Origin of the sequence: Neolewinella aquimaris (genome assembly GCF_014197245.1) — a bacterium.
GTDB lineage: Bacteria > Bacteroidota > Bacteroidia > Chitinophagales > Saprospiraceae > Neolewinella > Neolewinella aquimaris.
The window spans coordinates 279338-298442 of sequence record NZ_JACIFF010000008.1 but is presented as its reverse complement, the minus strand read 5'-3'; the positions used below and the strand labels follow the sequence as shown (position 1 = coordinate 298442).

Genomic DNA, 19105 nt, shown 5'->3' with positions numbered 1-19105 from the left:
GTTATGGGGGCCGGTGTGCAAACGCGCAATTTCGTTCCGGCAGCTCAGTTGTAGTTGGTACCTCTCATGAACTAGTATGCACCCGAAACTTTTTCGACTCCCCGTCCTGGCGTCCTCCCTCTTCTTCGTCTTACCCCTGATCGCCCAACAGCGCATTCAGCCGGTGATCAACTTCAGTACCGAGCGGGTCAACCAGTATTCCGACAAAGTCGGTTACACCAGCGTCATTGACAGCGTGGTGTACTTCACCTTCGCGCCCGATAATCCGCATTCGGTGACTGGCAGCAACGGTACGGCGAGCGGTACTCGCCGCCTGAGCACCCACACCGCCCCAGGGGGGGATATCCGGCACGCTTTCGCCCACGGGAACGACTATTACTACTTCGCCCATCATTTCCGTGACCCTACGCAGCTACGGCGGACCAACTACCAGACCGGTGCCGACGAGCAACTGGCGCGCTTCCCGGAATTTACCCACAACACCGACTACACCAGTTACCCACTGAATGCCGGGCGGACCCTGCTCGCGGCATCTACTTCGGACAGCCTGCACTTCTACCTGTTCGGCCCCGACCGGGGCTTTCAGCGACTACTGACGCGGGCCCACGGACGCGACGGGGAAAGCGGTTCCTTCGCTGGACTGTTCTCCTACGCGAACGATCGGATACTGCTGCACTTCAAATCCTGGCGGACCGGTAGCCAACTCATGGGCCTCGATCTGGCGGACCCCGGCTTGGATACCCTGCTGCAGTTCCCGATTGAAGCCGGCTTTACCGACATCGATTACCTCGACGGCCGATTTTACTTCAGCGGTAGCTTCGGAGGGGAACTAAAAATTCTGGTATACACCCAGGAAGGGCAGCCAGTGGATACGCTCAACTTCGGCGACGACGATTATCCGCGCTTCATCGGTCCGCCGCTGAGTGACGGTCGAGACATTTTCCTGTCCATCGACCGGCGGGGCACGCGGAAAATATACCGGTACTTGCCTGGGACCGGCGCCAGGGAGGTGGACACGGAGGCACTAGGGCAAGTGACCCACCTGACCTTAGCTCCCGGTCCTCTGGGCAAACGGACTCCGTATCTGCTCGTCAGACGTGGAAGCGATACCCTCAGCGTGCATCTGCTCGGACCTACGGGTGCTTCCGCAGCGGTGGTCACCGTGGTCGGTGAATACGTTATTTACCCCTCCATCATCGGGAATACTACTCAGGGCTTACTGCTCGACATTCCGGTTTCTAATGTTCACGCCAGAATGTACTTCACCGATGGTACGAGCGCCAACAGCGGATACGTCCGGGATAAGAACGACGGTCCGAAACTGACCCGTAGCGGTCCGGTGACCTTTACCGGGGATGCAGTGTACTTTCCGGCTCAACAACCGGAGGAGGGGATCGAACTTTACCGGATGGATGCGACCGGGGAGAAGCTTACCTCCCTCACCAATATTCACGCGGGTACCACCAATAGTCAGGCCATTTTCGCGCTGCAGCCCTTCCGGGGCGGCCTGCTCTTCCGGGCTGCCGCCGCCGGGGACAATGCCGAGTGGTGGATCGTGGGGCCCCACGACGCGCGGGCTAAGAAACTGGTTGAACTGGACAACGACGGCGAGAACTCCGGCGTCCGACCCCTGGGGCCCGGTCCGGAAGGCGACCTGCTCTTTACCATAAGCAGCTTACCCTATTCGGGCGGGCTTTTCCGCACGGCCGGGGACCGGCAATCGACCCAGATGATCCGGGAGGGGGTACTAGCCACATCCCCCCGTGAACCCGTACATTTTGGTAATCTCGTGCTTTTTAATGGCGTTTTGAACCACGACGGCATTTACCAGCGCGGATTGTTCCGCACCGACGGTACCACTGCCGGCACCTACCTTCTGCTGGAGGGAGAGGTGTACGGTACCGTGGTCAGCGGAAACCGGGTCTTCCTCGCGCGGGACGAAGAAATTTACGTCAGCGATGGAACAGCCACAGGCACAGAATTGGTCTTCAATCTGGTGCCGGGGGTGAATTCCGCTACGCCTACCGAACTGGTTCCCTTCCGCGGCGGCATACTTTTCGAGGGGATCGACCACGAACGCGGCTACGGTGTGTGGTTTAGCGACGGAACGCCTGAGGGTACGCGATTGGTAAGTGAATTCCGGCGTACTGACTCCTACCTGGCGGCATTCGCGTCTTCCGGCGAGCAGGCATACTTTATGGAAGCACATCTCTTTAGGAACAGCATTTGGCGTACGGATGGGACCACCGAGGGGACCGTACGAATCAAAACCTTCGATGGCAGGGCGGATTTCGGACATAACCTAAACGCCGTAGTGTTCAACGGTCGGTGCTACTTTACCGCGGAGACCGAGAACAAAGGCCGGCAGATCTGGGTGACGGACGGTACCCCGGAGAATACCTATATGTTGCCGGATAGGCACCCCGAAGGTGGATCGTACTACGTAATTGATTTCGTCCCTTTCGGAGATTACCTTTTTTACAACATTGGTCATGGTCTCTACCGGACCGACGGCACGCCGGAGGGGACTTTACGAATCTATCCAGATTACGTAGACGCAATATCCGTGCACGAAGGTCACCTATACTTTACGGCAGAGGCAGAGGAAGGTGGCTACGAACTGTTTAGGACTGATGGCACCGTTGGGGGTACCCACCTTGTGGAGGATTATTATCCCGGTCCGACCTCCAGCTACCCGAGGGGACTTATGAGTGTTCCCTCCGGCCTGTTCTTTTCGGCTACCCACCCACTCATCGGCACGGAACTGCACCGACTCGGCGAATGCCCCACCGAAGCGGATTTGGGACCGCTGCCGGCCACGGATTGCAGTCCGGTACTTGCCCTGCCGGTCGGCGCGAAACTTGGCAACCGTACGGTCGAGGTCCTATCATCCGACGGCCCGGTTGAAGTACGGGATTACGCCGATGTGATCGAACTCGTGGCCGACCCAGGTACCCGCCTTACCGCTTCCGTTAGTGTAGAAGAGGCGGGGGTGTGCGGCACGCTCACCAAAACCTTTACCGCTACCGTGCCCGGGGGCGGTGCCGCTTGCCTTACATCTTCTTCGGATCCCGTAACTGCACCACCGGTCGTGCGGCTTTACCCAAATCCCGCGGCGACTCGGGTGCGTTTGGAAGTACCCGGTGTATACGGCGACGGACACTGGCAGTTGATCTCGGGTAGCGGACGCTTAGTGCGCGAGGGCCGCTACGTCGCCGGAGGTACCGACATCCGAGTGGAAGATATGCCCGGCGGCCTTTACTTCGTGGTGGTGACGACCAGACGGGGGAGAAGTGTCGGTCGGTTGGTGGTCCGGTAGGCTCTTCCCGGAGCGTCGCGGCCGCTACCGCCGGTCTGGTGGATAGGCGGGCATCCAAAAAGGCGCAACCGTAGGGGGCATTAGCTATATTGCTACCTTGTAGCAAACGGATCAGTATGGACGCTCGCATTACCCTTCTATTATTCTGGCTGCTGATGGGATTTCCCGTCACCAAGTTTGCACCCGCGCTCGCCGCCCAGAGTGACCTAAAAGCAGTCGTGAGCGAAAGCATTGAGGAGCAATTTACGGAGCTAACCCAGCTGAGCGACCGGATCTGGTCGTATGAGGAGGTTGCTTTTCAGGAAACCCGGTCGGCGGAGGCGCTTAAGGAATACGCCCGGGCGCAGGGCTTCACCGTCAAGGAAAATATCGGGGACATGCCAACCGCTTTCACGGCGGAATACGGCAGTGGGAAACCGGTGATCGGGATTCTCGGGGAATTCGACGCCCTGCCGGGACTGAGTCAGGCCACGGTACCCCATAAACAGCCGCTGAATGAGGGCGGTGCCGGTCACGGTTGCGGGCACAACCTGTTCGGTACGGCCAGCCTGGGTGCGGCTACGGCCATCAAGGAGCTGATCGAGAGTGGAGAACTGCAGGGCACCATCCGTTTCTACGGTACGCCGGCCGAGGAGAAATACTTCGGGAAGTTGTGGATGATCCGCGCCGGGGCGTTCGAGGACGTCGACGTGGTCATGGACTGGCATCCCTCCGACGAAACGAAAACGGGGGTACAGACCGGCCTGGCGCTGATCGACTTCATCGTTGAATTCCGTGGTCAGGCGGCCCACGCGGCCAGCGATCCCTGGAACGGCCGTGATGCCTCCGACGGGCTGGAATTGTATACTACCGGAATCAACTACTACCGGGAACACATAAAACCGAGCGTCCGCATTCACTATGACATCGAGGTAGCCGGAGAAGTGGTCAACGTCGTGCCGGATTACGCCCGCATCTGGACCCGCGTGCGCGACGCCAACTTCGAGGGCGTGCGGCCGGTATACGAACAGGTCAAGCGCATCGCCGAGGGGGCCGCCCTGATGGCCAACGTGGAATATGAGGTCAAGCTGGTGTCCGGCATTCACGAAGTGCTGGTCAACCGCACCGGGGCCGAGGTCCTGCAAAAGAACCTGGAGGAGATGGGCCCGATCGAGTATACCGACGCGGAGCAGGAATTCGCCCGGGGAATTCAACAAGCCGTCGACAAGCCCCAGATCGGTGCCATCAGCAAGATTGAGCCGCTGGAGGAAACGGAGAAGTTGGCCAGCGGAGGCTCCACGGACGTCGGCGACGTCAGCTACGTGGTACCGGTGATCCGCCTGCGGGCCACCACCGCCCCGAACGGCACACCCTGGCACAGCTGGGCCGTCGTGGCCTGCGGCGGCATGAGTATCGGCCACAAGGGCATGGCCTTCGCCGCCGAGGCCCTGGCCCGCACCATGGTCGATCTCTTCCAGGACGAGCAACTGCGCGACCGCATCCGCGCGGAATTCGAGGAGGACCTGGGGGAGTATGAGTACAAGCCGATGGTGCCGGAGGGGCCGCCGCCGGTGGGGGAGTAGGGGGGGGGTGTTTCTGCGGCGGGGCGCGGGTGCCAGGCCTTTTGTCCCCGGTAGCCAAATGGTACATGGTTAATTCCTCAAAGGCCTACCACTAGGAAAAGGTGGCCCATTGAGCGAAGCGGTTGCAAGTCTTAAAGTGGATGGATTGCGGCAGTAAATAACAGCTATATGGATGGCTTGATAAACACTGATACAATTCCTGCAGCTACTATAAAAATGAGGCCATAAATAAAAAAAACACCGCTAATTAATATAGCTTTGAAGGAATTGAAAGCGGGTTCGTAAAACTCGAGAATATAATTAGGGGCGCCAGTTTCATGCTCATATAAATCTATTAATGCAAGAGGAAGTGCAAACGCGTTCAATGCGAGGCCAACACCGTCGGAAACAATAGCACACATCAGCAAGGCCCAACCTGCTACAAGCATGAGCCGAACAGATCTAGTTGTTTGGTTGAAATTCACAATTTTTTCAGAAAACGTAACGGAGAAAATGAGAATGGCTGTTAATAGAGTTAGGAGTTGGATGGACAAGGATTTGATTTCATTGTATCCATGGACAATGAATAACTTGGCATCATTAAATTCTCCTTCCATTATCGATTTTTCAGGTATAGGAAAATACTCATCAATGAGGGAGAATGCCTTGTGGAATAGACCAAATGATAAGAGCATTATAGCCAGGATGACCAAGTATTGGAGGAAGGATGATAGGAATATAGTTTTCATGTAGGAATACTTGATAATCCATGCGTACATAAATCGGGAACGGTTGCTAGTTTTCCAATGCATCAACGTATTACGGCTGCGCCTCCATCACCGGCAAAGCAAGTGTAACCTTTGCTATAATACCTGGGTCCACATTTACTAACTCTGAGGCATCCAATTCATTTGCACCAATTCTTCCCACTATGGCGACTTTATGGGGCCCAGGCGTGACGTATCCAATTTGGTACTTAGTGCCCCGTACTGTTGCAATGGTCATTCCATCGAGGAAAAGCGTAAATCCCCCGTCCACTTCCATCCCGTTTGTGACCGTAATGTCGATGGCCCCAGGTTTTGTTGTTTCTTCGGTTTTTTTGATGCTCTTTTCAATGTCAACTAGACTTGTTTGGAATTCCGTAACCCAAGCGGATGTCTCTTGCTCCACCTGAACATTGACGGAAGCAATGAATTCCTTTATCCGTTGAATGTATAACAGGAGCTGCTCGTCAGTGGGAGGTTTGCCCACTAATTTCGCTTTGAGCATTGCCCATTCCAGCCGATAATCCTGCAACAATTTTGTCAACATGTTTGCGGTAGTCATGTACCTCATCCAACCACTTGAAAATCCAAAGAATCGGTCGACGGCAATACACCCGGCTGACAGGGCGATGGCTATATACCCCAATTGAGCAAAATTGGCAGACGAAGTAAGCAGGGGTGATAATACCGGAAATAGGCCGCCCAAAGTGCCGAAAAATATAGTGCCGATACGGAGCGCTCTGGACCACCAGGATTTAGAGTTTTTATATTCCAAATACCAGTTGATAGATTGTAGAGCATGAAGTTCACCATAACGGTATAAAATAGTGAGGGATTTATTCCTTTCTTCCGAAGTCCACTCCAGATCTTCGAGGTGACTTATAGGGGCGCTGGTATGTTCACCGTTGGTGTCGCTAAAGTCTGTCGGTTTAATATCTATGGACATATCAAATCAATTTAGGCGTGAAATCAATAGTAGCCAATGCTGCGTCAGGTACGTTAATGACATAATGCAGTATTCGAATTGACAAAATGTCTACAATGGATTTGGCGGGGTAAATTTGAATTATCCAATATTAATCACAAGCAGTGGAGCAGTCGATCACTAGTGCTGGGTATTGTTGCATCACATGATTTTGGGGTCTAATTATGTATGGTGGCGTATTTAATGCAATAGTGGTTGACACGTTTAAATTATCGCCTTTCCTTAAACCTGCCCGACACGTGGAAAGCGTGAACGAATTAAAGGTTTCTTTAATGTATAGCCTTGTTCATAATCTTCTAAATAAAACTGTCTCCTCCGCGAAGCCTATGACCTCATTCTTCCCTGTCATGGCCAAAGTAATTGAAGTGTAATAATAATCCGCTTACCCGGCAGCGCGATCACTATACCTTGGCCTTTTCCCGGTACGTCCGGGCCAGATACACATTCTTCTTCCCTTTTCGTTTTTTTGCGAAACCCACGTTCTCTTCCATGCAAGCCTTGTAGGTTTTGGAAATCACTTCGAAGGTTTCCGATTGGAGGTGGAGTTCGTCGAACCAGTCGTCTTCGTTGCGCGCGACGCCGCGGCAATCGATGTGGAACAGGTTGGGCAGGCCGTCAAAGGTGGCCAACTGCTGTAGCATCTCGTTGAATTCGGTAATCATCGCGTACATGATCGCTTCCTGGACATCGGCCTTTACGATTCCCTTCATTTTCAGGGGGTCGAACAGCCAACCACCGGTATCGGTAAAGCGGCTGAAAATGTACTGCATGGCCGCGAAGTAGGCGCGGCTGCCATGGTAGGGCAGGGTGAAGTCGTACCCCTGGGTGATCATCAGCATATGCTTGTACTGCTTCGCGTTTGAAAGACTTATGGAGAAGACGAAGAACTGGATGAAGTAGACGTTGAGGAAGTTGAAAAACTCTTCCGAGAGGTAGCGGAGGCCGAGTTTGTATTTTTTGATATCGATCCCCTCGATCTGGCTGCGCAGTTCGATGAGTCTTTTGCTTTGGTCGCAGTCGTCGGCCGCCGGGGTTTCGTACTTCGGATTGATGACCATGAGGGCGAGCCGTCGGTTGCCGACCAGATCGTTGCCCCCGCCGCTGACCAGGAATACGTCGGGGGACACCTTCGGCAGTTCTTCGATGTACTCCCCCGAATGGAAAATATTGGAGAACCAGTCCCCGCCAGCGGCCAGGCTTCGCACCGCGTAGTGTTCGTCTTCGATCAGCCAGTCCAAAATGTCCTTTACCCCGTCGATCCCGAAGTAGGTGGTGGGAAACTGAAACCAGGAATCTCCCTCCGCGAGTACAACGATGTTGCCTTTCTTTTCCCGGTGGTCGTTTCTGATCCGCTCGGTATAGATCTCGTTGCGGGCCGCGCGATCCTTATGGTTAAATTTTCCCAGCAGGCCCTTCCCGGCGTCGGACTCATTGCGTATTTCGTTGACGTCGAACAGGCGACGGATCACGTCTTCCAGCACCTTAGGGTTGGCCTTGATAATGCTCGCCAGAAATTGCAGGATCTCGGTGGTGCCCCTTTCTTTCGTCCCGGGTTTCAGCTTGTTCTTGCCGAAGATGTCAGAGTTGATATCTTCCATAAATTTTTCTACCTCGATCTGGGTGGCGTATATCTCCTCCCTACCGCCTAGGGCCTCGTTCAGGTCAACGTTATAGTAAAACCAGCTTATTCCTTCTACCCGATTAAGTAGAAGGTCCTGGATCTTTCGGGAGTTGTTGGGGGAGGTTAAGTTCATCCCTACGGTCGGTAGTTGCTGAACTACCAAAGTAAACAAGTAGTACTATCGTATTTTATCCCTAGCGATCGGGATATTTTAAAAGACATCCACAATAAGGACCTGGGGGCGGCGTCCGCAATATGCGCTACCGGGCCCTGCCGAATGCATCGTTTCTCGGTTTCACGGGAACCCCGATCATCAAGGAGGAGGAAGAACTGACGCGCGCCACCTTCGGCGATTACGTATCGGTTTACGACTTCAACCGGGCCATTGAAGACGAAGCCACCCTGCCGCTGAAGTACCTCAACCGGGGCGAAAAACTGCAGCTCGACAATCCCGAGCTGGACCTGGAAATGGCCGAAGTCCTGGAACGGGAGGACCTCGACGAGGACCAGCGCCGCAAGCTGGCCAGTCTCTTCAGCAAGAACTACCCCATACTCACCGCCGAGCCCCGCCTGCGCGCCATTGCCCGCGACCTCGTGTGGCACTTTAACGAGCGGGGCTACCAGGGCAAGGCCATGTTCGTGGCCCTGGACAAGCCGACCGCCGTGCGCATGTACGACTACGTCACCGAGTACTGGCAGGAATACCTCGCCGGTCTCGAGCCAGGCGAGAAGTACGACCGGGTGGCGGCTACCGAGGTGTGCGTGATCGTCAGTCCTGAACAGAATGAGGTGAAGAAATTCTGGGACCTCGGATTGAATATCGAGGAGCACCGGGCAAAGATGGTCCGCCGTAACCTGGAAAAGGAATTCAAGGATCCCGATCATCCCTTCCGGTTGGCCATCGTCTGCGCGATGTGGATCACGGGCTTTGATGCGCCCAGCGTATCCACCATTTACCTGGATAAGCCCATCAAGGGGCGCACCCTTATGCAGACGATCGCCCGCGCCAACCGTGTCTACGGGGATGACAAGGAAAACGGCCTTATCGTCGACTACGGTAACGTTTATCAGCAACTGCGGGAAGCCTACGCCATATACGGAGAAGGAGGGCGGGGACGCGGGAGCAATGCAAACCAAGCAGAGTGGGGCCCCGTGGTGGACCTCGCTGAAACCGAACAGGAACTGGAGCAGGCCATTGGCGACGTGCGCCGCTACCTGAAATCCCTCGACTTCAACTTGCGCGACGTGCTCGAAGCAAGTGCCATGAAGCGCCTGGCGGCGATCCGCCGCGGTGCCGATGCCGTCAGCCGCAACGAGACCACCCGGGCCACCTTCGAGACCATGGCCCGGACCGTTTTCCGTAAGTACCAGGCCCTTTTTCCCGAGGAAGGTGCCAAGCGCCACACCCGGACATTCGAAGCCATAGAGGCGGTGTATAAGCATTTGAACCAGGCAGTCCGCTCCGCCGACGTGTCGTCGATCATTCTGCACCTTCAGCAAATCGTCAGCGAAAGTGTCAGCGTAACCGACTCAACCTTCAACGACGATGATGCCGGCGTGGACCTGACAAATCTCGATTTCGATGCTTTACAGGCGGCCTTCGAGCAGCATAAAAACAAGAATACGCTCGTCTATAACCTCCAGGAGGCCGTCGACCGCCAGTTACGGCGCATGCTTACCGACAATCCCTTGCGGTTAGATTTCTACGAAAGGTATCAGGAAATCATCGCGTCCTACAACACCGGCAAGGACCAGGCCTCCCTCGACAAGGTATTTTCCGAACTCACCCGTCTGGTTGGCGATCTGGGCGAGGAGCAGGCCCGCTACGTCCGCGAGGGCCTCAGCAACGACGAAGCCCTGGCCATCTTCGACCTACTCCGCGAGGGCAAGCAACTTGAGGGCGCCTATCGCTCCGAAGTCAGGGGCATCGCCGAGGACCTCCTCAAAACCCTCAAAGCTGAAGCCCTGTCCGTAGACCACTGGCGTAAAAGCCACCAGGTGACGGCCCAGGTACGCACCACCATCCACGACCGGCTGCTGTACCTATCCGTAGAGCTTTACTCCGATATCGAAGTGAACCAGCTGTCGGGGGCGGTTTATCAGCATGTGTTTAGTCGGTATGGGGGGTGAGGGTTAACTTCCACTGCTGTAGCAGCGAGATCGTTGCAAAAGGGGCTTTAACTAAAAGGCTTGTTTGGTATCATGGCATATATGGGTGCCACAATAATTTTACCGGTAAGGTTTATTTTGATCCAGTCATCTTGGCTATTGAGGGCTTATTTTACGACTGGTTTAGCTTTGGATGAATGAGTTAACGGAATAACTGGAATGCCCCCCGGTTGATATCTTTGAATTAAGAGAATAGTTGAAAATGACCGAAATAATTTCGAATAAAGTGAAATGCGTATATCATTTTTTTAATGAAAAGCTAAAAGAAATAATACCTAGAGTGAGGCAGCATACTGAACAAAAATAAACAAATAAATAATATATTGGGCTGAAGTAGACTGGTGTTGAACATACAGTGAAAACAAAGAAGAGTAGCGGGGCCATTACCCATAAGCAAAATCTCATTGCATGACTCCTCAAAACGACCTGAAAAACGTCTTCAGAAGCATAATCTGAAACAACATTAAATTGTAGTTTGTTTGACAGCTTTAACGAATCATAGAGCAAGTAATATACACTCAAAAGAATTAAGAACATTGCCACTGGGAACCACTTTCGCGAAATATCGAATCCGAGAACTGAAACAGAATCATGGCTCTTTTTTATTGCCTCAGACATAATTTCGTTTATTTTCATTATTTCGTAGTTACCATAAGTCGATTGCAGAAAATCAAGTTTCTTAGGGTTGTTTATGAGGTCATTGACGAGGTTTGTGTCTAATTCTGTAAACTTTAGTCTTGGTGGGAAAAGGATAGTGTCGGTGTTAACCTTTACGCAGATTGTATACGGTATCTTAACGTTAGATGTAGGAAGGCCTCCTTGCCCATTGCCTAGCGGTCCCGCTTCTGTAAAAAACATGAATAGGGAATCTTTAAACACCTTGATACGTAAAAACTTTATGTTTCCCAATAACCCGCTGCCTGAAGGTCCCCCAGTCCCAGTTGCTTTCTCTTGGCCCGCCCCAGGACCTTCAATCCATCGGCTTTCAGATGAATCTTCAGGCATGCTGAATGTTACCTCATCATTCTTAGAATTGGCATTGGCCTGAACAGCATCAAGACTACGAATAAGATCGATTGTGTCTATAGTGGTTATCAAATAGCCTTGTTCAGGTAACAAGTACTTTTTAAATTTAATGATCGCGCAATCAATTGTAGGTAATCGATAGTCTAATTTATTAAATGTAGATACTTCGTAATTCAAATCCACTCCATTCAAGGGCTTTTCTGTAAGCCTGGCCTCGTCATCGTTTGACATTAAAGAAAAAATGTTTTTAGATGCTCCCTCTCCTTTCATACTTCTATTAATAAGTAATCCATAATTACGTAAAATATTGATCAGCGAATTCCTAGCGCTGATGTGGGCAATAGCAAGGTTTGGATTCACTTTTTCAAGGTAAAATATACGTTCTAGCTCAAAATTTTCGAACTCCATAAATTTTTCATCCATGGTATATACGAATTTCATTAAGTTCAAATATTTAGCATTGTAAATCCTTTCTTGCATGTCAATATAATTGGCAAATGTAATAATGTTGATTATCGCAAAAGTTAATATCGTTTTGGTTGAAAAAATTACTCGTTTGCCGAATATGTGAGGGTTGCTTTTAAGGAATTGATTGTTTTCCATTCTGTATTTTTGTCTTGCCCCTAATTAAGTTGTGGAAATTTCGGAGAGTATTCTAGAAGTAAGGATTTTTAGCTAAGTTTTAATGCCAGAGGAGGTACCCAATGGCAGTTTTGTGATTGGCAATTTTTTCGGGAAGGATAGCCCTCTTTACTAGCCGACCTACCCCGGCTGTGGAACCACTAAAACAGCCTTAATAAAGTAGGTCAGCGTTTTCGTGGCTGTATGGTGATTTTTATTAAGGGTGGCGCAGTTAGCTTGTCAATCGGGATCGAAGTGAAAGTTGTATATGGCAGTGCATCAGCTACTTATTCATATTTGCTGTGCAATTTGTTTACCCTAATACGCCTATATGGTGGGTTATTACTTAATTGAACTCTGGCCAGTAGACTACCTATATCTTCGTTAGCGGTTTGACAGGTAAATTACCATTAAATTCAATCGGCCTATGAACGAATGAGTTGTTGGTCTTAGAGGTAGTTCAAGTGCAACATTTCCCGGAACATGCCCAAATCATGCAGTATCGATTCCCCTCGCTCAATGATCAAGTAGATTGGCTACAATCATGCTTGCCATCATCGCCATTAATAGGCTGCGCAGACTTATGCGCTCGCGCCACTGATCGAATAAATCTTTGCGACGTTCTTCAATTATGGTGTGCGCATAATAGCCGACAAATTGGCGACTACAATTATTGCACTTGTGGCTCCTTTTGCCGTATTGCGTCCATTCGTACTCAATAACCTCCTACTGTAACAGTCCGGGCAAACGAGCATTCCTATAGCGTTTCGTCATCTTCAGGATAGTAATTCCGCTCGGCTGCCTTCCTTATTTTAGCTCATTCACTTATATTCACTACTTCCCGAAGGATTAAATCATTTGTTTCACAATGAAAATTGTCATTCCCTATAATTTTGTCATTCTGGCTGTTTGTTGTTCGAGAACATAGACTAAATTCGAGTATTTTTTTATGTTTAAATCTAAACCTCCTTTTATATCCTTGTACAATTCATTTGGATATGGAATTCCATGTATATCACTAGTGTGAAATCTGCGATTGTTCCAGAGGGACAACTGTGCTTGTTGTTGTATGGCATGTCTGAGATAATTGTAAAAGCTATCCGGAAGTGAAGATCCCTCTATTAAAAACAACTTACTCTTTAGAATTCCATTGAACTATTTGTATAGTGGCATAAAATACTGTTCATGGAAAAAATTGACTATAATCTGTTTATCTTCTAAACTACGATTCTTGGAATTATTGATTTGGTAGAGAACGTGATTGCAAGTAATAATTTGATTAACAAGATTAAATTGTGGACCATAAAACAGTTCTATTTGCCTTTCAAGGTGCTTAGCCTGTTGATCGATTTTGCTTCGATTGCTGTTGCTCGTATTTTTTATATGCTCTGTTACAAACCAGCCAGTTATTGTTACTAAAGTTGTAAGAATTCCAAAAAAAATGCTTGCCTGCTAGGTGTTTTCGACTATGCGTTCACCGCTGGTAGACAAACCGAAAATTACGATTAGGGCATATGACAACCTCATTGTGAGCGAGAGAGTATTGTTGAGTTAAGCAATTTTAGATATAAAATCAGTATGCTTCAAGCTTCTCCACAAATCGTTTTCTTCAAGAGAGGTTGTGCGAGCCATTAATTTCTTGTCCCGGAATTTCAGAGCATCAAATTCCTCAGTTAGCACATCTAAGATTTGCTTGTTTGGTTCCTTGTCATCTTTAATTGAAGCATAGAAGGTCTTATTCCGCTCATTAAATTCGTTAACATCACTAGCCTCAATTGCGATTCTTGCATTTCTTAACAGGGTTAGAAATTCAGAACTCGCGACCATCGCATCTCTAAACGATAAAACAAAATCATTTCGAATGATCGAAATGAGTTCCATTATTCTAAATACAACATTGTCAGAGTCTTGTTCGGAAAGAGTAAGTTGTCGTAGTGCAACTTCACGACTAAGACCGCCAAGACTATAATTGTCAATCAAGTTTTGAATTAAGGTTCTAGTCTCTCGAGCTTTGTGAAACCAAGGTCTTACCCCTGAGTAGTGGTCCACTCTAGATATACGGAGTAAGATCCATACGCCATCTTCAAACGGCTTGTCATTGTAAAGAAGGTTGACTTTATGGGTGCCGGAGTATTCTAATTTGAAATTTTCTTTCTGGATGTCTGCTCCACGGTGCAATAGAATGAAGTTCTCGTTTCCTTGCAATTTAGATAGTTGATACGTATCTTCTATAATTGCAAAATCGACCTTTTTCTCACCTTTATTCAGTATCTCGGTAATACTGTTTGTTAAGCTTGTCCCAACACTTAACAGGGCACCAGCCGGTCCTGCAATCGTGGCGTTGGTTATAGCCCCATTTGCAACTTCAATTGTACTTTTACCGAGATCTTTCAAAATCTTGTTCAATAAAGTATCTCTCTTTATCGCCCCTAAAGAAGTGCTAACCGTCAGATCACCGCCGTTGTAAACTCTGTCTTCAATAATGGGCCTATTGAAAATAGGGGCAACTTTCATTCCTTTGGATAAATCAAAGGTACCTAAACCTAGATCAAAAACTTCATTGGCAATTTTGATCGTAAGTGTTCCGCTGGAAATGAAATTTTTCAAAAAATTTCCCTCTTTATTAACAAACCAACTTATTGCATCTATCCGAACATAGTGCTTTCTAGCTTCAAATGGGGGGGTGGTGTCTTCAGAATTTGACCGAAGATGAAAGGTATGGGGGCTGCCTTCGCCGGCATTAGTGTTCATAAAAGAGGAGTTTGACTGCTGTTTAACTGACATTGTTCAAGTCGTTAAGTTTTTAATATGATATGAATTGCCTTGTTGGCCCAATGATCCGCTTGTCATCAATTCGTGGCTTGGTCTGTTTTTGTAGAAATTGAGACATTAAGTGTTCTTTTAACGTGGAATATGGAGCAGGAGGCGTTTGTAGTAGTTAATATTCCTGATGTCACAACTTGTGCCGTCTCTAAGCCCATACATTACCGTTAAGCTTGTTGGAGTTCGAAGGTGCTGTTCACCGCAACTGTATTCTGCTGTGCCTGCATCTTCAGCGGACAGACGAATCCCGGATATACGGTTGTTTAAAATATTTGCAGCGTTCCGCAATTCATTTTTAATTACAATGGAGTCCTTTTGTGATGATATGTATTTGTCAAACTCTTTCTCTTGTGACATTCGATAGCTAGCTAGCTTTTGTTCTGATTGATCAATTTCAGATTCTAGAGAAGAAATTCTTTTGTTTGCTTCTCCAATTAAATAAGAAAAAGTGGCTGTACTGATTCCGAATACACCTGCAACTACAGCGACGACCCAGAAAATATTATATATTTTATCTATCCGATCCTCCAGGATCTTGAGCTGTGATTTCATTTCCTTTGTCGTCTCGTCCATGATGTTAGGTATGGTTTGTTTACGCGCAGATCAAAGCGTCCGGTTTCCATTGGAATTATACTATTAGATATTATCGATGACTATGCCATGCACGTATGTTTTTGTTCATTATAATGGAGTCTACAACGACATAGTTAGCCGTGGTTAGACGGCGGCTACACTCGAAGTTCTGTGTAGAAGGTGTAAACAAGACTACCTACTACTAGGTATTTCTACACCAACCCCACCCCCCGCCCCCAACCCACCAACTCCACCGGCGTCTTCACCCCCGCCTTCCGCAGCATATTCTTGCGGTGGGTACAGACAGTATGGTAGCTGATAAACAACCGCCGCGCAATCTCCTGGCTGTCGAGGCCCTGGGCGACGAGCTGCAGGATCTCGATCTCGCGACGGGAAAAGTCGACGGAAGGGGAGCAGGAGAAGACGACGGTCTTTTCGGCGGTGCCGTTGGCGTACTGGACAAGGAGCTGGCACTGATGGGGCGCTTTGAATGCCGTGATGTCCGATACCAGGGAGAAGTCGGCGAGGGGGCGGCCGTGGCCGTCGAAGCTGGGGAAGGAGAGGTGGTGACTCAGGTGGAGGTAGTGCCCCTGCTGGGTGCGCATGCGGCAGGTGAAAACGAAACTCAGGTCGCAACGTACTGTGATGGGTTGGTGTATCAGCTCGCGCTTGATCTCCGCGTAAATCTTGATTACGCAGTCCCGGTCGTCGGGGTGGACCTGCCGGAAGGCTTCCTGGGGGCCGCTGAATTGCCAGGTATCGCGGTTATAGCCGAGGAGGCGATAGATGCCCGGACTGACGTAGCGGAACCGACCGGTCTGGTAGTCCACCGAATAGCAGTAGACGTTGGTGTGAGCCATTAGCTCCTCAAAGGGGGAATCGCGACCTATGGGGGGAAGTGGTACGGCGGGTACTTTGATCGCCGCCGCAGCCCGCCCCCTGCCGGCAGGAAAATCGGTTGATGGGAGCATACGGATATGAGTCTTTGGTGTTAAAGTAAATTCCACTGAGCCGATCGGAGTAACCCGAACGGAAAACCTATTTCTTTACCTCATGGGTCAGCAAGCGCCGCCACGAACGACCGGGAAATCCCGGCATCCAGTTCGTGGAGTGCAGCAATTAAAATACGGGAAAACTAGCATTCACGCTAAGAAAGAATCCATGGACTGCAGTAAGTTGCTAAGCGCTATTCGGGTGAGTGCCGGATGACGCTGCTTTAGCTTTTTACATTGCACCTGCGGCCCCGCCCTTGATGCCTACCCGGCGTGCGAAATCGGTTGGGCTTATTAGTCGGCGGACGAGCCTCGTATCTCGGTCGGCCGACGACGAGCGAAGCGAGCATCCACGCCAATTTCAAATTTCAAATTTTCAATTTAAAATTATAGCCCCCGCTAGTCGGCGGACGAGCCTCGTACCTCGGTCGGCCGACGACGGGTCACGCCAATGGTGCATGGTACTTCAGAAATGGTATATGGTAAATTACCTGTTCCGTGCCTTAGTCGGCGGACGAGCCTCGTGCCTCGGTCGGCCGACGACGGGTCACGCCAATGGTACATGGTACTTCAGAAATGGTAAATGGTAAATTACCTGTTCCGTGCCTTAGTCGGCGGACGAGCCTCGTGCCTCGGTCGGCCGACGACCTAGAAGACCCCGGCAACTTCCGGATTTTCCACCAGCGGCCGGTCCACGAAGTACATTTTTAGTTGTTCTCCGTTCTTGGCTTCGATGACTCCGCGGTAGGTGCAGGCGAATTGATTGCGAATGAGTTCGTAGGTGAAGGCGGAAATGTTGATGCGGCCGGGCTCCGAACAGGTTTCCATGCGGCTGGCAATGTTGACGGTCGGGCCCCAAATGTCGTACTGGAACTTTTTCGTGCCGACCACCCCCGCGACCACGGGACCGGTGCTGAGGCCAACGCGCATTTCAAACGGAATGATCCCCTCCGGCTGCTCGATTTTGACGCTTCGGACAAATTCGGCCATCTCGAAAGCGGCGTAAATGGCGTCGGCGGGGTTCGTGTCGTTGATGACTGGGAGGCCACCCACGCACATGTAGGAATCGCCGATGGTTTTGATCTTCTCCAGTTCGTACTGGCTGGTGATCTCGTCGAAGGCGCGGAAGTAGAAGTCGAGGCTCTTGACCAGTTCCGTTGGCGGATAGTGTTCGGCGAACTCCGTGAACCGTTTGAAGTCCGTAAACAGTACGGTAGCCCGTTCGTACCGCTTGGCCTTTACGAAGCCGTTCTGCTTAAGTTCCTCGGCGGTATCGCTGGGCAAGATGTTGAGCAGAATCCGCTCGGAGCGATTGCGTTCCTTCTGAATGAGACGATTGCTTTTTTTGGCGAACCAGTACTGGTAGAATACCCCCGCAACGGTGCAGATCAGGAAAAGCGCGAGGGCATACAGTAAATTGCGTACGGTAAATGCGCGCTGAATCTGCACCTCCTTCAGCGCGTTGTCGATATTGAGCATCGCGATCTGGTTCTCCTTCTTTTCGATGTCGAACTTAAACTGCAGGCTCTGTATGCGATTGTCCTTTTCGATGGTGTAGAGCGTATCCCGGATAGAGTTGAGTAAGGATTGGTACCGGAAGGCTTCCTGGTAATCCGCCTGTCGGGCGTAGGCTTCGGTAAGGCCCTCGTACGCATCCTTCATGCGAACCAGGGAGCCTACCTCCCGGGCAAGGGAAAGTGCCCGTTTAAAGGTCTCCGCCGCCTGCTCGATTTGCTGGCTGAGTAGCTGCGTTTGACCGGTACCGACCAGCGCCGTCGCCATTTCCAGTCGGGCTTCCCGTCCGGCAGCCACGGTGTAGGCGCGCCGGTGGTATTCCAGGGATTTCCGGTACTCGCCCTTCGCGGCGTAGGTCTTTCCGAGATTGTACAGGGCGTAGGGTGCGTTTCCTCCCGACTGCTCGTAGGCCGCGAGCGCTTTTTCGAAGTAAAAGATCGCCCGCTCGAAGTCACGCTTGTCCTGATAGATCTCTCCCAAATTGACCGCCGACGTGCCAATGGCTTCCAAATCATTAACCCGCTCGCTGATGCTCAGCGCCCGCAAGTAATAGTCGAGGGCCCGGTCGTGGGTATTCTTGTTGTTGAAGTATACCGCGCCGATGTTATTCAGGGCGGTGGCAATGCGGAGGGAATCGTTGATTTGTTCGGATACCTGCAGGGAGCGCAAGTAATACTCCAGGGCTTTGGGGTCATCTCCCTGGTTGAAGTAGACCGCCCCGACGTTACTGGTCAGGTTGCTGATTCCCAGCCGGTCGTCGATGGCCTCAAAAATCTCCAGCGATCGCTGCCAGTTCTCCAGAACCTCGAAGTAATCCCCCTTGATGTAGTACGCCAGGCCGATGTTCTTCAGCGCATAGGCCAGGCTGGTCTGATCGTCGAGCTTGCCGGCCAGCTGCCGTGCCGATTCGGCGTACGCAATGGCGGCGTTGGGGTCCGACCGGAAGGTGAGTGTGCTCAATTCCAGTAGGGTCCTCAGCCGAAGGGTATCGCTTTTGGCCGTTTCGAGTATGGTCCGTAAGCTGTCCACGGGCGGGTCGGCAGCCTGCATGGCCTGCGTCAGCCCCAGGATCAGAATCAGCAGTAGGTATGCACGTTTCACTCCCGGTGCCAGTACCGCGCTGATTTTCCGACCGAGGGTTTTTGCAATTGCCATT

11 protein-coding genes are annotated in these 19105 nt (G+C 50.9%); 3 read left to right on the top strand and 8 right to left on the bottom strand.

Annotation, left to right across the window (positions count from 1 at the left end; genetic code table 11):
* The first annotated feature begins 76 nt into the window (after positions 1-76).
* Together GGR28_RS15735 and GGR28_RS15730 are read left to right on the top strand one after the other, a co-directional pair.
* Positions 77-3319 carry a T9SS type A sorting domain-containing protein gene (locus GGR28_RS15735; protein WP_183496777.1) on the top strand — a complete coding sequence of 1081 codons (3243 nt, stop codon included), beginning with the start codon at positions 77-79 and terminating at the stop codon, positions 3317-3319.
* Between the two features lie 116 nt (positions 3320-3435).
* Complete coding sequence (locus tag GGR28_RS15730) at positions 3436-4881, top strand: amidohydrolase (RefSeq protein WP_183496776.1); 1446 nt, start codon at positions 3436-3438, stop codon at positions 4879-4881.
* Between the two features lie 164 nt (positions 4882-5045).
* On the opposite strand, the gene GGR28_RS15725 is transcribed toward GGR28_RS15730, so the two are convergent.
* The 3 genes from GGR28_RS15725 to GGR28_RS15715 form a co-directional block, all read right to left on the bottom strand.
* Positions 5046-5609 carry a hypothetical protein gene (locus GGR28_RS15725; RefSeq protein ID WP_183496775.1) on the bottom strand — a complete coding sequence of 188 codons (564 nt, stop codon included), beginning with the start codon at positions 5607-5609 and terminating at the stop codon, positions 5046-5048.
* 70 nt (positions 5610-5679) lie between these two features.
* Positions 5680-6570 carry an SLATT domain-containing protein gene (locus tag GGR28_RS15720; protein ID WP_183496774.1) on the bottom strand — a complete coding sequence of 297 codons (891 nt, stop codon included), beginning with the start codon at positions 6568-6570 and terminating at the stop codon, positions 5680-5682.
* A gap of 440 nt (positions 6571-7010) precedes the next feature.
* Entirely contained in the window at positions 7011-8363 is a 1353-nt protein-coding gene (locus GGR28_RS15715) for an ABC transporter substrate-binding protein (protein ID WP_183496773.1), read from the bottom strand.
* 122 nt (positions 8364-8485) lie between these two features.
* On the opposite strand from GGR28_RS15715, the gene GGR28_RS15710 reads away from it, so the two are divergent.
* Positions 8486-10360, top strand: coding sequence for a type I restriction enzyme endonuclease domain-containing protein (locus GGR28_RS15710; RefSeq protein ID WP_183496772.1), 1875 nt, complete (start codon positions 8486-8488; stop codon positions 10358-10360).
* A gap of 279 nt (positions 10361-10639) precedes the next feature.
* Here GGR28_RS15710 and GGR28_RS15705 read toward each other — a convergent pair whose 3' ends face one another.
* The 5 genes from GGR28_RS15705 to GGR28_RS15685 form a co-directional block, all read right to left on the bottom strand.
* A complete protein-coding gene (locus GGR28_RS15705; RefSeq protein ID WP_183496771.1) occupies positions 10640-11866 on the bottom strand; it encodes a hypothetical protein in 1227 nt (408 codons plus the stop codon).
* 1731 nt (positions 11867-13597) lie between these two features.
* Complete coding sequence (locus tag GGR28_RS15700) at positions 13598-14797, bottom strand: hypothetical protein (protein ID WP_183496770.1); 1200 nt, start codon at positions 14795-14797, stop codon at positions 13598-13600.
* A gap of 150 nt (positions 14798-14947) precedes the next feature.
* Positions 14948-15442, bottom strand: coding sequence for a hypothetical protein (locus GGR28_RS15695; protein WP_183496769.1), 495 nt, complete (start codon positions 15440-15442; stop codon positions 14948-14950).
* 212 nt (positions 15443-15654) lie between these two features.
* Positions 15655-16413, bottom strand: coding sequence for a helix-turn-helix transcriptional regulator (locus GGR28_RS15690; RefSeq protein WP_183496768.1), 759 nt, complete (start codon positions 16411-16413; stop codon positions 15655-15657).
* Between the two features lie 669 nt (positions 16414-17082).
* Positions 17083-19104 (bottom strand): adenylate/guanylate cyclase domain-containing protein, encoded by a 2022-nt coding sequence (locus GGR28_RS15685; protein ID WP_183496767.1) that lies wholly within the window; start codon positions 19102-19104, stop codon positions 17083-17085.
* Between the last annotated feature and the right edge of the window lies 1 nt (position 19105).